Annotated in this window: 14 protein-coding genes; 11 read left to right on the forward strand and 3 right to left on the reverse strand. The window is 34.9% G+C overall.

The window, feature by feature from the left end:
* Window positions 1-9 precede the first annotated feature (9 nt).
* From ODR02_RS21780 to ODR02_RS21790, 3 genes are read right to left on the reverse strand one after another with little or no spacing between them, the layout of a single operon-like run.
* Entirely contained in the window at window positions 10-702 is a 693-nt protein-coding gene (locus ODR02_RS21780; protein ID WP_309513541.1) for a tRNA1(Val) (adenine(37)-N6)-methyltransferase, read from the reverse strand.
* A complete protein-coding gene (locus ODR02_RS21785; RefSeq protein ID WP_209786867.1) occupies window positions 702-2156 on the reverse strand; it encodes a sensor histidine kinase in 1455 nt (484 codons plus the stop codon). The genes ODR02_RS21780 and ODR02_RS21785 overlap by 1 nt, the downstream gene beginning before the upstream one ends.
* Before the next feature lies 1 nt (window position 2157).
* Window positions 2158-2742 (reverse strand): riboflavin synthase, encoded by a 585-nt coding sequence (locus ODR02_RS21790; RefSeq protein WP_209786866.1) that lies wholly within the window; start codon window positions 2740-2742, stop codon window positions 2158-2160.
* Between the two features lie 48 nt (window positions 2743-2790).
* Between ODR02_RS21790 and pdxA the strand changes: the two genes are divergently transcribed.
* The 11 genes from pdxA (at window position 2791) to ODR02_RS21845 (ending at window position 12936) form a co-directional block, all read left to right on the forward strand.
* Window positions 2791-3882, forward strand: coding sequence for a 4-hydroxythreonine-4-phosphate dehydrogenase PdxA (pdxA, locus tag ODR02_RS21795; RefSeq protein ID WP_309513542.1), 1092 nt, complete (start codon window positions 2791-2793; stop codon window positions 3880-3882).
* Between the two features lie 84 nt (window positions 3883-3966).
* Window positions 3967-4497, forward strand: a complete 531-nt coding sequence (locus tag ODR02_RS21800) for a YceD family protein (RefSeq protein WP_209786864.1) — start codon at window positions 3967-3969, stop codon at window positions 4495-4497.
* Window positions 4498-4564: 67 nt separating this feature from the next.
* Entirely contained in the window at window positions 4565-4768 is a 204-nt protein-coding gene (rpmF, locus tag ODR02_RS21805; protein ID WP_002976251.1) for a 50S ribosomal protein L32, read from the forward strand.
* 127 nt (window positions 4769-4895) lie between these two features.
* The gene (gene accB / locus ODR02_RS21810) at window positions 4896-5381 is read left to right on the forward strand and encodes an acetyl-CoA carboxylase biotin carboxyl carrier protein (protein ID WP_209786863.1); all 486 of its coding nucleotides are present in this window, start codon (window positions 4896-4898) and stop codon (window positions 5379-5381) included.
* Window positions 5382-5475: 94 nt separating this feature from the next.
* Window positions 5476-6831 (forward strand): acetyl-CoA carboxylase biotin carboxylase subunit, encoded by a 1356-nt coding sequence (gene accC / locus ODR02_RS21815; RefSeq protein ID WP_047385963.1) that lies wholly within the window; start codon window positions 5476-5478, stop codon window positions 6829-6831.
* A 326-nt stretch (window positions 6832-7157) separates the two neighbouring features.
* Entirely contained in the window at window positions 7158-8405 is a 1248-nt protein-coding gene (gene rocD / locus ODR02_RS21820; protein ID WP_209786862.1) for an ornithine--oxo-acid transaminase, read from the forward strand.
* Window positions 8406-9188: a glycosyltransferase family 2 protein gene (locus ODR02_RS21825; protein WP_309513543.1), complete on the forward strand. Its 783-nt coding sequence runs from the start codon at window positions 8406-8408 to the stop codon at window positions 9186-9188.
* Between the two features lies 1 nt (window position 9189).
* Window positions 9190-9954 carry a polysaccharide deacetylase family protein gene (locus ODR02_RS21830; protein ID WP_309513544.1) on the forward strand — a complete coding sequence of 255 codons (765 nt, stop codon included), beginning with the start codon at window positions 9190-9192 and terminating at the stop codon, window positions 9952-9954.
* 53 nt (window positions 9955-10007) lie between these two features.
* A complete protein-coding gene (locus tag ODR02_RS21835; protein WP_105681716.1) occupies window positions 10008-10754 on the forward strand; it encodes a glycosyltransferase family 2 protein in 747 nt (248 codons plus the stop codon).
* A gap of 4 nt (window positions 10755-10758) precedes the next feature.
* Window positions 10759-11745, forward strand: coding sequence for a glycosyltransferase family protein (locus ODR02_RS21840; protein ID WP_209786859.1), 987 nt, complete (start codon window positions 10759-10761; stop codon window positions 11743-11745).
* A gap of 3 nt (window positions 11746-11748) precedes the next feature.
* Complete coding sequence (locus ODR02_RS21845) at window positions 11749-12936, forward strand: glycosyltransferase (protein ID WP_309513545.1); 1188 nt, start codon at window positions 11749-11751, stop codon at window positions 12934-12936.
* The last annotated feature ends 3 nt before the right edge of the window (window positions 12937-12939 follow it).

The following is a 12939-nucleotide window of genomic DNA, read 5'->3' on the forward strand; positions in this document are numbered from 1 at the left end:
CTAACTTCTTCACTTAAAAACATGAAACTCTTTGGTGAGTTCAAGATATGGGTCCGAGTATTGTCTCGGACTTTTTTCTATAATAAAGTCAGATTCGTCAATGTCTTTTTCTTCTGATGAAAACTCCAGAATCAGCCTTTTTGCTTTTGAATTTTCAATTCCTTTGATATGCACTCTTCGGATCAGAAACAGATTATTTTCTTTCCCAATTGAAACAAAAAGTTCTCCAGCCTCAACAGGAATAATGACAGAAAAAATCCCACCTTTTGATAAAAGCTGAGATGCTTTGGATATCAGCTGCACGAAGTTTAACTCAATCGTCTGACGGGCAATTTTATCTTTTTCAGACCCCGACTCTTCGAAATATGGAGGATTGGAAACAACAAGATCAAACTGATCTTTCGTTTCAAAAGTTTTAAAATCCTGATGTCTGTTTTGCAACCTTGTATGAAAAGGAGAGTTTTCAAAATTAAGTCTGGTAAGCCTTGCTGCATCTTCATTAATATCAAGTCCCAAAAATTCAGCATGAAGATTTCTCTGGGCCAGCATAAGAGAAATTAAGCCTGTACCCGTTCCTACTTCCAAAACACTGGAAGCACTTTCAACACTAGCTAAAGCGCCAAGCAAAACCCCGTCTGTTCCTACACGGAAGACGTCTTTAGACTGCTCAATTTTAAATTGCTTAAAGGTAAAAGGTTTCACTATAAATTGGTAGGCAGTGTAATAATGAAGGTAGATCCCTTTCCTATTTCAGATTTTACAGAGATCTCTCCTTTATAATCTTCAATCATTTTTCTCACCATAGACAACCCCAGCCCCATTCCACTGCTTTTAGAAGTAAAATTCGGTTCAAAGATTCTTTCGTACATATTTTCAGGAATTCCTATTCCGTTATCCTGAACAGAAATAATCACTCGTCTCTGGTGCTGTTCCACATCTACATTAATGATCAGTTTTCTTTCATCACTTTCCGCCTGTTTCGCATTGGTAACAAGGTTGGTTATAATCCTGGAAAGATAAATTCTGTCCATATTGATCATAATATTCGTCTTGTTGGCATGCATGAAAATACTGTCATCATTAAATACACGGAGAATGTCTTCAACTTCAGTATTCAGATTAATAACTTCATTATTTTTTTCAGGAAGTTTCGCAAATTCTGAGAATGCCGAGGCTACAGTAGCAATCAGGTCAATCTGATCTACAATCGTTTTACTCATCTGTTTTACTCTCTCTCTGATATTGGGATCTTCAGGATCAAATTTTCTTTCAAAATTTTGAATGGTCAGCTTCATTGGAGTCAATGGGTTCTTCACCTCATGAGCCACCTGCTTAGCCATCTCTCTCCACGCTTCTTCAGATGCCTTGAACCTAAGTCTTTCTTTCTGGTCCTGAATCTGCAGAATCATTCTGTTATAAGCTCTCGCCAAAGCATTAAGTTCATCATTTTTATAGTACCTGATGGGACGCATTTCATTTTCAAACAATGTAATACGGGTAATCATATCAGAGAATTTCGTAATGGTTTTCGCAAGGCTGTTAGACGTAACCCAACTGATCCATATACTAAAAAGAATAAGGAATATATCGACTAAAAGAATATATTTTACATACTGATGAAGAACTTCAAGATAAGCAGATTCATTGTGGTATAAAGGAATATAAACAATTCCGATAGGTTCAAGTTCATTGTTTTTCAACAAAAGATAAGAAGAAGTAAGCTTAGCATCTTTAGCAGCATCATAATTAATCATATCTACTCTTGCATCAGTAGACAGGATTTTATTGATAATCTCTATAGGAATTGTTTTCTGCTCAACTAAACCTTCATCTTTGTTGGAAAGCAAATAGTGTCCTTTAAGATCATAAATAAAAATATCATGCTGGTTGATATCCGCTATTTCAAAGATTTTATTCCCTAAAACTTCCGGAAGATCTTTTGTTTCTATAAGTGTCTGACTTACCGCATAATCCAGATACCGCATTACCGCATTGGTCTTGTCCTGCATATCGATATTACTCTGCTGCAAAGAATGATTTCTCAGCACAAAGTAAGGAACAAGAGATGTAGCAACGACACTTAAAAAACATACCAGTAAGAAACCGAAGAATACCCGATTCCTTAAGCTATATCCTTTATACTTGTTTATTGACATTCTACTTTTTAATTAACCTAGCAATATACTTACCAATAATATCAAATTCCAGGTTTACTGTATCACCAATTTTCAAATGTTTCATATTCGTAAATTCCCAGGTATAAGGAATAATGGCTACGGAAAACTGATCGTCCTCGCTTTTAGCAACCGTAAGACTGATCCCGTTTACTGTAATTGACCCCTGAGGTACCGTCACAAAACTTCCGTCATTTTCATATTTCATGGTGATAAAATAACTTCCGTCTTTATTTTCAATACTCACCACTTCACCGGTTTTATCAACATGTCCCTGAACAATATGACCATCCAGTCTTCCATCCATCTTCATACAACGCTCAAGATTCACAACTGTTCCTAATTCCCATTTTCCAAGATTGGTCTTTTCCAATGTTTCATTGATCGCTGTAACCACATAATGATGGTCTTTTATCTCCACAACTGTAAGGCAACAGCCGTTGTGTGCAAGGCTCTGATCAATTTTAAGTTCGTTTGTAAAGGGGCATGTCAGGGTGAAATCTATATTGCTTCCTTTTTCTTCAATCTTCTCAATAACACCAACTGCTTCAATAATTCCTGTGAACATATTATTTTTTGCTAAATTTGTAAATTATAATCTTCAAAGATAATCAAAATGAGCCCAAAAAACCATAAAGTACGAGTAGGAATTTCAATCGGTGATTTCAACGGCATCGGTCCGGAGATCATCATGAAGTCTCTGAAAGACAAAACTATTACAGATTTTTTCACTCCTGTAATTTTTGGTTCGGGAAAATTATTCACTTATCAGAAAAATATTTTTAACCTGAATCTTAACTTCAACTATGTTAACGAGGCCTCACAGGCACAGGTAGGAAAACTCAATATGGTTAACCTTACCAAAGAAAACGTGAATGTAGAATTGGGAGTTCCTACTGAAGAATCCACAAAAATGGCGATTGATTCTTTAGAAGCGGCTACTGAAGCTTTGATGAAAGGAGATATTGATGTACTGGTAACCGCTCCTATCAACAAAGATGAGATGGTAAAAATGGGCTTTAAACACGCCGGACACACTGGATATTTTGAAGAGAAATTCAGCAAAAAGGGATTAATGTTCCTTGTCACTGAAGATCTTAAAGTAGCTGTTTCCACCCATCATATTCCTATTGCTCAGGTAGCTGAAAATATTTCCAAGGAAAAAATAAAGAAACAGATCAGGGTATTAAATCAGACTCTTATAGAGGATTTCTGTATTCAAAAGCCTAAAATTGCGGTATTGGGGTTAAATCCTCACGCAGGAGACGGCGGTGTTATCGGAAATGAAGAAATTGAAATTATCAGCCCCACTATTAAAGAACTTTCTGACAACGGAATATTGGCATTCGGACCTTTCCCTGCAGACAGCTTTTTCCAACCGAACAAATACAAAAATTTCGATGCCGTACTCGCAATGTATCATGATCAGGGGCTGGCTCCTTTCAAAACATTAGCGTACGAAGAAGGAGTAAATTATACCGCAGGACTTCCTTTTATCAGAACATCTCCCGATCACGGAGTTGCTTATGATATCGCAGGAAAAAACATCGCTGATGAACAAAGTTTCACAGAAGCGATCTTCACGGCTATCAAAGTTTTCAAAAACAGAAGTGAATACAGAGAACTGATGAGCGACCGCCTGCAGCCTAGAAAAATAACTGTAGACAACGGAATAGACGAAGATCTACCAGAGGAAACTGAAGCATAAATCTTTAAAACAAATTTTAAATTAATTTGTTTCAGATTTTATTTGTTATTATAAAAAAAATGCATATTTTTGCACACTCATTTTATGGACAAGTTAAGAAACTATGACGTAAGCTTTTCCGGACTTAAAAACGGAAGACACGAGTTCAAGTTTGAGATAGATAATACGTTCTTTCAATTATTTGACACTGAGCAGGAATTTACAAATCCTAGAATAGAAGTGAAGGTATCACTTGATAAACACACTACTTTTCTGGAATTTGAGATTAAAATTAATGGATGGGTTGAGTTAGTTTGTGATATCACAAATGAAGATTTCGACTATCCTATTGAAAATGAAATCAAAATTTTGGTGAATTTCGGGGAAGAATATGATGACAGCAATGAAGATGTTATTACTATTCCTACTGCAGAGCATGCTTTCAATGTAGCACATTTGATTTATGAAAATGTAATGCTTTCTATCCCGATGAAAAAGATTTCACCCAATGTAAGTGATGAAGATCTTAAAATTCTTGACCAGTTCAGTCCTAAAGATATTGAGGTAACTGAAGAAGAAGAACATGAAAGTGACCCTAGATGGGATGCTTTAAGAAAATTAAAAGACAATAATTAAATAGAATAATTTAAATATGATGAGATGATGAATCTCATCGCTCATCAATTAAAAAAGTTATTAGAAAATGGCACATCCAAAGAGAAGACAATCGTCCACAAGAAGAGATAAGAGAAGAACTCACTACAAAGCTGTAGTTCCTCAATTAGCTAAAGATGCAACAACAGGAGAGCTTCACCTATACCACAGAGCTCACTGGCATGAAGGAAAACTTTACTACAGAGGTAAAGTAGTATTGGAAAAAGAAGTAGCTGCTACTGAAGAAAACTAAGAGTCGCTTTTCATTGAAAAAGCCTCATTTTAATACAAAAACCGCCCAATTTTGATAAAATTTGGCGGTTTTTTGTTGTTTTTTACGTTTTTTTGGTATCTTTGACCCAAAATCAAATATCAAATTTATGGACATTAAAGACATACAAAATCTTATCAAGTTTGTATCTAAAGCTGAAGTTTCAGAAGTGAAGTACAAGACTAAAGATTTCGAAATCACTATTAAAACTCCATTAGCTGGAAGCGATACTGTTTATGCACAACCTGCAGTATACCACACTGCTCCACAAGCAGTAGCTGCTCCGGCACCTGTTGCAACTCAGGCTGCTGCACCTGCTGCTGAGAAAGCTGAAGCTGCATCTGATGACAGCAAATATGTAACGATCAAGTCTCCAATGATTGGTACTTTCTATAGAAAACCATCTCCTGATAAAGATGTATTTGTAAATGTAGGTGACGATGTTTCTGTTGGTAAAGTAGTTTGTGTTATTGAAGCAATGAAACTATTCAACCAGATTGAATCTGAAATCAGCGGAAAAATTGTTAAAATTTTAGTTGACGATGCTACTCCTGTAGAGTATGACCAACCTTTATTCTTAGTAGATCCATCTTAAGGAATTTTAGATTACAGATTATAAATTTTAGATGAATCTTTTTTCATTTAAAATAATTTAAAATTCAAAATTTATAATTTAAAATTTCGGAGAGATGTTCAAAAAAATATTAATAGCCAATCGTGGCGAAATTGCAATGCGTATTTTACGTACTTGTAAAGAAATGGGGATCAAAACTGTTGCGGTATACTCTACTGCTGATAAAGACAGTCTTCACGTAAGATTTGCTGATGAAGCGGTATGTATTGGCCCTGCAATGAGTAAAGACTCCTATCTTAAAATCCCTAACATTATTGCTGCAGCAGAGATTACCAATGCTGACGCTATTCACCCAGGTTACGGATTCTTATCTGAAAATGCTAACTTCTCAAGAATCTGCCAGAAAAACGGTATCAAATTTATCGGTGCTTCTCCTGAGCAGATTGAAAAAATGGGTGATAAAGCTAATGCTAAAGCAACCATGAAAGCAGCAGGTGTACCATGTGTACCTGGTTCTGACGGATTGATCGAATCTTACGAACATGCTGTAAAAGTAGCGGAAGAAACAGGATATCCGGTAATGATCAAAGCAACTGCCGGTGGTGGTGGAAAAGGGATGAGAGCGGTTTGGAAAGCTGAAGACCTTAAAGACCACTGGGAATCTGCTATTCAGGAAGCTGTAGCTGCCTTTGGAAACGGAGGTATGTATATGGAGAAACTGATTGAAGAGCCTAGACACATTGAAATTCAGGTTGCGGGTGACCAATTCGGTAAAGCTTGCCACCTTTCTGAAAGAGACTGTTCTGTACAGAGAAGAAATCAGAAATTAACTGAAGAAACGCCTTCTCCTTTCATGACAGACGAACTTCGTGAAAAAATGGGTGACGCTGCTGTAAAAGCTGCTGAATTCATTGGATATGAAGGTGTGGGAACTATTGAATTCCTTGTAGACAAGCACAGAAATTTCTATTTCATGGAAATGAATACAAGAATCCAGGTAGAGCACCCTATTACTGAACAGGTAATTGATTATGACCTGATCAGAGAACAAATTCTTCTTGCTGCAGGAACTCCTATTTCAGGAATCAATTATTACCCTAAATTACATTCAATCGAGTGTAGAATCAACGCAGAAGATCCTTATGCAGACTTCAGACCATCTCCAGGAAAAATCACAGGATTAAATATCCCTGGCGGACACGGAATCAGAGTAGACACTCACGTATATTCCGGATACAGTATTCCTTCTAACTACGATTCAATGATTGCTAAGCTTATCACTACGGCTCAGACCCGTGAAGAAGCCATTGCAAAAATGAGACGTGCTCTTGAGGAATTCTATATTGAAGGAGTGAAAACAACCATTCCTTTCCACAGACAACTGATGGATAATGAAGATTATCTTGCAGGAAACTATACTACAAAATTCATGGAGGATTTTGTAATGGACAGAAAATACGATAATCACTAAGATTATTTTAAAATAAAAATGAAACTGCCTCTTTTTGAGGCAGTTTTTGTTTTTAGCTGATCAGTTTAAAATTTTCCGTTAAAAATCTCAGAGAAGCCACTCCTGCATCTATTCCTCTTCATTCATAAAAATTGATACCCATACAGAAAATAAAATTTCATCACGATAAAGATATAATACCTATAACCGTCTGCGAACAGAGAAAATATTTTCCAATACCACATTATTCCGCCCTAAAATCTCCTTCAATTATACCCCAAAACGTCACTAGGCATTTGTTTATGCATATCATTAATATTGCGTAAATTTGTTGAAAACCAAAATATATGTCAACAGCAGAACAAACAAAAAACTCGCAGTATTTTATTGACCTTGAAGACAAACATGGAGCGCATAATTACCACCCACTTCCAGTAGTTCTGGATCGCGGAGAAGGTGTTTTCGTTTGGGATGTGGAAGGTAAAAGGTACTATGATTTTCTTTCAGCATATTCTGCTGTGAACCAAGGACATTCTCACCCTAAGATTGTAGGAGCATTGGTAGAACAGGCACAAAAACTAGCTCTAACTTCAAGAGCATTCTACAACTCTAAATTAGGAGAATATGAACAGAAAATAACAACTCTTTTTGGATTTGATAAGGTTTTACCTATGAACTCCGGAGCTGAAGCAGTAGAAACAGCTGTAAAACTAGCCCGAAAATGGAGTTATGAAGTAAAAGGAATTTCAGAAAATGCAGCGAAAATTATCGTTTGCGAAAACAATTTCCACGGAAGAACAACAACCATTGTTTCTTTCTCTAACGATCCGGATGCCAACCAAAATTATGGCCCTTTTACACCAGGATTTATCAAAATTCCTTACAACGATATTGCAGCACTGGAAGAAGTTCTTAGCAGAGAAGCAGCAAATATTGCAGCATTCCTTGTAGAACCAATTCAAGGGGAAGCCGGAGTATATGTTCCGGATGAAAACTTCCTTAAAAATGCTGCTGAACTATGTAAAAAGTACAACGTTTTATTCATTGCTGATGAAGTTCAGACCGGTATTGCAAGAACAGGAAAGCTTATTGCATGTCATCATGAAGATGTACAACCGGATATTTTAATCTTAGGAAAAGCCCTTTCCGGAGGAATGTATCCTGTATCTGCTGTTTTAGCGAATGACAACATCATGAATGTGATCAAACCTGGACAACACGGTTCTACATTTGGAGGAAACCCAATTGCATGTGCAGTTGCAGTAGCAGCACTAGATGTTGTAGCTGAAGAAAAATTATCTGAAAGAGCTGAAGAATTAGGAAAACTTTTCAGATCTGAAATTGAAAAGCTGATTGAAAAGTCAGACCTTATTACCAAAGTAAGAGGAAAAGGACTTTTAAATGCTATTCTGATCAACGATACTCCCGAAAGTTCTACTGCATGGAATCTTTGCCTGAAATTGAAAGAAAACGGATTGCTGGCAAAACCTACCCACGGTAACATCATCAGACTGGCACCACCATTGGTAATTACTGAAGAGCAGTTACTGGATTGCGTGAAGATTATTGAAAAGACTATTCTTGAGTATAAATAAATGGCTCTCTCCCTTGCAATCATCACTTATAATGAAGAAGAAAATATCGTAAGACTTCTAGATTCATTAATAGATATAGCTGATGAAATTATCATTGTTGATAGCTTTTCAACAGATAGGACAAAAGAAATCTGCACTCAAAAATATCCGCAGGTACAATTCTTTGAGAAAAAATTTAACGGGTATGGTGAACAAAAAAACCATGCCCTTAATTTATGTTCCCATGAATGGGTACTGTTTCTGGATGCTGACGAAGTTCCTGATGAAAATCTGAAAAGATCTATACAGAAGATCGTTTCTTCAGCAAGCACAGAATTCAATGTGTATAAGGCTGCATTCAACAATCATTTAGGGACTCACCTGATCAAACATGGAGGTTGGGGAAATGTATGCCGTGAAAGGCTGTTCAGAAAAGAATATGCAGCATATTCTCATGATAAAGTTCATGAATTTTTGATTACCTATGAAAAAGTAGGGCTTCTCGAAGGAAAACTGAATCATTATACTTACAAAAGCATTCACCATCATGTCTCGAAAATCAATAAATATTCTGATATGATGGCTGAAAAAATGTTTGAAAGAGGAAAAAAAATCAATAGATTTAAAATCATTGTAAGCCCAATGTTTGAATTTATCAAGGTTTTTATTTTCAAACTGGGTTTTCTGGATGGATTTCCAGGGTATTATATTGCTAAAACGATGTCCTATTACACTTTTTTGAAATATATTAAATTGCGTGAAAAAATAAGACTCCAGGAACTTGAAAAAAATACGGTAAAATAGTATGATCCTGTATATTATTCCTGTTTTATTGGCGGTATTTATCGTCGTATATTTCCGTCTCTATCTGTTTGCTTTTCCGCATAACAGACTTGTCATTCTCATGTACCATCAGGTTGAAAAAGAAAGCCAGGAAGATCTTACAGTCAGTGTAAAGAACCTTGAACAGCAGTTTTCCTATCTAAGCCGTAAAAAATATACTCCTCGTTTTTTTTCTGAGCTTACCATTTCATCAAAGAAAAATATTATCATTACTTTTGATGATGGGTACAAAAATAATCTTGAATATCTGCCGTCCTTACTGGAAAAGTATGATCTGAAAGCTACTATTTTTATTCCTACCGGATTTATTGAAAAGGGATATAACAATTATTCTATGATGACCTTTGACGAAATCAGAAGTCTGGATAAAAAATATTTTGAGATTGCCCTTCACAGTCATGCCCATGAAAACTTAAAAAACGTTTCTATTGATTTTATAGAAAAAGATCTAAAAAAAAATATGGAAATCCTCGATGCCCACAACATCCGGTATTCAAAGGTTTTGGCGTATCCTTATGGAAAATATCCACAAAAAAAAGAAGATAAATTAACTTTTTTTTCCATTTTAAAAAAAATAGGAATTGAATTTGCAGTAAGAATTGGAAATAAAGTAAATTATTACCCTACCCAGCGCCCATACGAGCTGTGTAGAATTGATATAAAAGGCAAAGATTCGATTATAAAATTCAAATTAAAACTTATCTTTGGCAGATTAAAACTATTTTAAAAAACAATTATAAGGAAGTATTCACATACTCCTCTATCAAACAAATCGTTGTGATGAATATAAGTGGTTTAATCATAACATATAATGAAGAAAAAAATATACAGGATATCCTTGAGTCTTTTGATTTTTGTGATGAAATAATAGTAGTAGACTCTTTTAGTACGGATAAAACTGTAGAAATTGCGAAGAAATTCTCTAATGTAAAGGTGATTCAAAATAAATTTGAAGACTTTACAAAGCAAAGAAATCTGGCTCTGAAAGCTGCAACAAACGACTGGGTTTTATTTTTAGATGGTGATGAAAGAATTACACCGGCCCTGAAGCAGGAAATTATCGATGAGCTAAATAAACCCGAGCAAAAGGATGCCTATTATTTTTACAGGAAATTCTTTTTTGCCCAGAAACCGATTCATTTTTCAGGAACTCAGTCTGATAAAAATTTCAGACTCTTCAGAAAATCGAAGGCCATCTATATGGCAGGAAAAAAGGTACATGAAACTCTGGAGGTTAATGGAACCATTGGAATTTTAAAAAATAAATTACTCCATTACTCCGTTTCAGATTATGAATCTTACAAAAAGAAAATGATTCATTACGGAGTTTTAAAGGGGAAAGAAATGGCTGCTAAAGGAAAAAAGTACAATGTTTTAGTTCAATATCTTAAAACAGCTTTTAAATTCTTTAAAGCCTATATAATGAGACTTGGTATTTTAGACGGAAAAGAAGGCTATCAGTTATCTTATCTGCAGTCTTTAAGCGTCTACGAAACCTATGAATCATTAAAAAAAGAGCAAAATTAGTTGAATGAAGATTTGTATCATTAGTTATGATTTTTGGGATTATGATAAGTATATTGTTGAAACATTATGCAAACGTGGTATTGACGCTCATCATATAAAGATCAGTACCGTTACTCATTCCAACTTCAATGAAAGAGCTGTAAATGCTTTAAGCAAAACTTTTTTAAACAAGAATCTTAAGACTGAAAAAAGACAGAAATATGTACTGGATTCTCTTGAAAAACTAGGGCATCAGGATCAAATATTAGTGATGAATCCTGATACATTTGATCTTTCTACCCTTAAAAAAATCCGCAAGTATACAGACCGTCTGGTTACCTATCTTTATGATAATCTTGAAAGAGTTCCTGTAGAAGATAAATTGTATCTTTTTGACAAGGTATTTTCCTTTGACTACATTGATGTCAAAAAACACGGATTTGAAAAATTAACGAATTACATTTACCTTCCGCACTGTTCAAAAGAAACTCAAAAGCCTGAAATGGACCTTTTTTATATCACATCTTATGATAACAGAAGGGTTTCACTTATCAAATTACTGGCTAAGAAACTGATTGAGCACGGATTAAAATTCCAGATTATGATCATTGGAAAAAAATCCTGGAAGCATCAGCTGACCAATATTTTCATGACAGTACCTAAGAATCTTTTCCTGATTTTCAGTATTAAAAAGATTCCGCACAATGATCTTCCAAAATATTATAAAAACTCAAAAGTTTTACTGGATCTCATGCGGGAAGGACAATATGGACTCAGCTTCAGAGTTTTTGAAGCCATGTCTCTGGAAAAGAAAATCATTACTGATAATGAAGCCATTAAAACCTATGATTTTTACAATCCCAATAATATTTTGATTTTAAACAAAAATATTAGTAATCTTGACAAATCTTTTTTTGAAAGACCTTACGAAAAAATTCCGGAAGAAATCTACTACAGATACACTTTGGATAGTTGGGTGAATAAAGTTTTTGAACTGGATACTAAAAACTGACAAATGGGAATCTTAAAAAAAATAAAAAAGCACTTCGAAAGAAAAGAAAAACTCAAAAACCTTCAGTCTAAGGATATAGTCAACATCAACCAGTATGACGCTTCCCAAAAAACAATCCTTTTTGCATCCAGAGATTTCCCGGCCCATGATAAAGAATCCGGAGCCAACAGACTGAAAGAACTTATATTTATTTACAAAGAATTAGGATATAACTGCATATTATTTGCGCCCCATATTTTTGAAGATAATTCTTATGTAAAATTTTACCAGCAGCACAATGTTATCGTCTATATAGAAAACAATAAGTATAAGAATATTTATGACTTCCTATCTTCTTTTAAAAAGGTAGATTATGTTTGGTTCAATGGGCCTCTGGCTCTGAATCTTTTTTATAAAAAAATGAAATCCGTTTTACCTTCTGCCAAATTCATTTATGACATGGTGGATATTCATTTTTTAAGGTTTAAAAGAGCGATCGAACTGGAGCCAACCCGTATTTCTTTGAAGAAAAATTACAAACACTTTTTCCGTCTGGAAACTGTTGTTGCCCCAAAGCTGGATTATATTATTGCCATCTCTGACAAGGAAAAAGATATTATGAGCCAGTATGCGGCTAAAAATAAGATCATTACCATATCTAATATTCATTATCCTAAAATTGATATTTCTGAAAGAAAAAATTTCAATGAAAGTAAAGGAATTACCTTTATCGGATCTATCCATGAACCAAATATTGATGCAGTAAAGTTTTTATACGAAAAAATAATGCCCATTGTCTGGAAAACCAATCCTGAGCTGGAAGTAAGCATCATCGGAAATGTTGCAGAAAAGCTGGATCTTAAACTATATCCTAAGTTTAAATTTTTAGGCTTTGTGGAAAGCATTGAGGAGCATTTTATGAATTCGAAAATTATGGTAGCCCCTTTAAGATTTGGGGCTGGTGTTAAAGGAAAAATCGGACAGGCTTTTGAATACTTTTTCCCAGTGGTTACTACAGATATTGGTGCCGAAGGAATGAAACTTACCGATAAAAAAAATGTTCTCATTGCCAACGATGAAAATAGTTTTGCAGAAGCAATTATTCAGCTGAATAATAATGAAGAGCTTTGGAATATTTTAAGTAAAAATTCCGTAGACAGTCTGAGAGCATTTTCACCCGAAGAAGTAAAAGAAAAACTTAAAACATTATAAAAC

The organism is Chryseobacterium sp. CFS2, from assembly GCF_036543225.1.
Classification (GTDB): Bacteria; Bacteroidota; Bacteroidia; order Flavobacteriales; family Weeksellaceae; genus Chryseobacterium; species Chryseobacterium culicis_A.

Bases quoted from the DNA above. Each gene is read 5' to 3' on its own strand.
- ODR02_RS21785 (WP_209786867.1), bottom strand. From the start codon at position 2,156: ATGTCAATAAACAAGTATAAAGGATATAGCTTAAGGAATCGGGTATTC.
- ODR02_RS21790 (WP_209786866.1), bottom strand. From the start codon at position 2,742: ATGTTCACAGGAATTATTGAAGCAGTTGGTGTTATTGAGAAGATTGAA.
- pdxA (WP_309513542.1), top strand. From the start codon at position 2,791: ATGAGCCCAAAAAACCATAAAGTACGAGTAGGAATTTCAATCGGTGAT.
- ODR02_RS21800 (WP_209786864.1), top strand. From the start codon at position 3,967: ATGGACAAGTTAAGAAACTATGACGTAAGCTTTTCCGGACTTAAAAAC.
- rpmF (WP_002976251.1), top strand. From the start codon at position 4,565: ATGGCACATCCAAAGAGAAGACAATCGTCCACAAGAAGAGATAAGAGA.
- accB (WP_209786863.1), top strand. From the start codon at position 4,896: ATGGACATTAAAGACATACAAAATCTTATCAAGTTTGTATCTAAAGCT.
- accC (WP_047385963.1), top strand. From the start codon at position 5,476: ATGTTCAAAAAAATATTAATAGCCAATCGTGGCGAAATTGCAATGCGT.
- rocD (WP_209786862.1), top strand. From the start codon at position 7,158: ATGTCAACAGCAGAACAAACAAAAAACTCGCAGTATTTTATTGACCTT.
- ODR02_RS21825 (WP_309513543.1), top strand. From the start codon at position 8,406: ATGGCTCTCTCCCTTGCAATCATCACTTATAATGAAGAAGAAAATATC.
- ODR02_RS21830 (WP_309513544.1), top strand. From the start codon at position 9,190: ATGATCCTGTATATTATTCCTGTTTTATTGGCGGTATTTATCGTCGTA.
- ODR02_RS21835 (WP_105681716.1), top strand. From the start codon at position 10,008: ATGAATATAAGTGGTTTAATCATAACATATAATGAAGAAAAAAATATA.
- ODR02_RS21840 (WP_209786859.1), top strand. From the start codon at position 10,759: ATGAAGATTTGTATCATTAGTTATGATTTTTGGGATTATGATAAGTAT.
- ODR02_RS21845 (WP_309513545.1), top strand. From the start codon at position 11,749: ATGGGAATCTTAAAAAAAATAAAAAAGCACTTCGAAAGAAAAGAAAAA.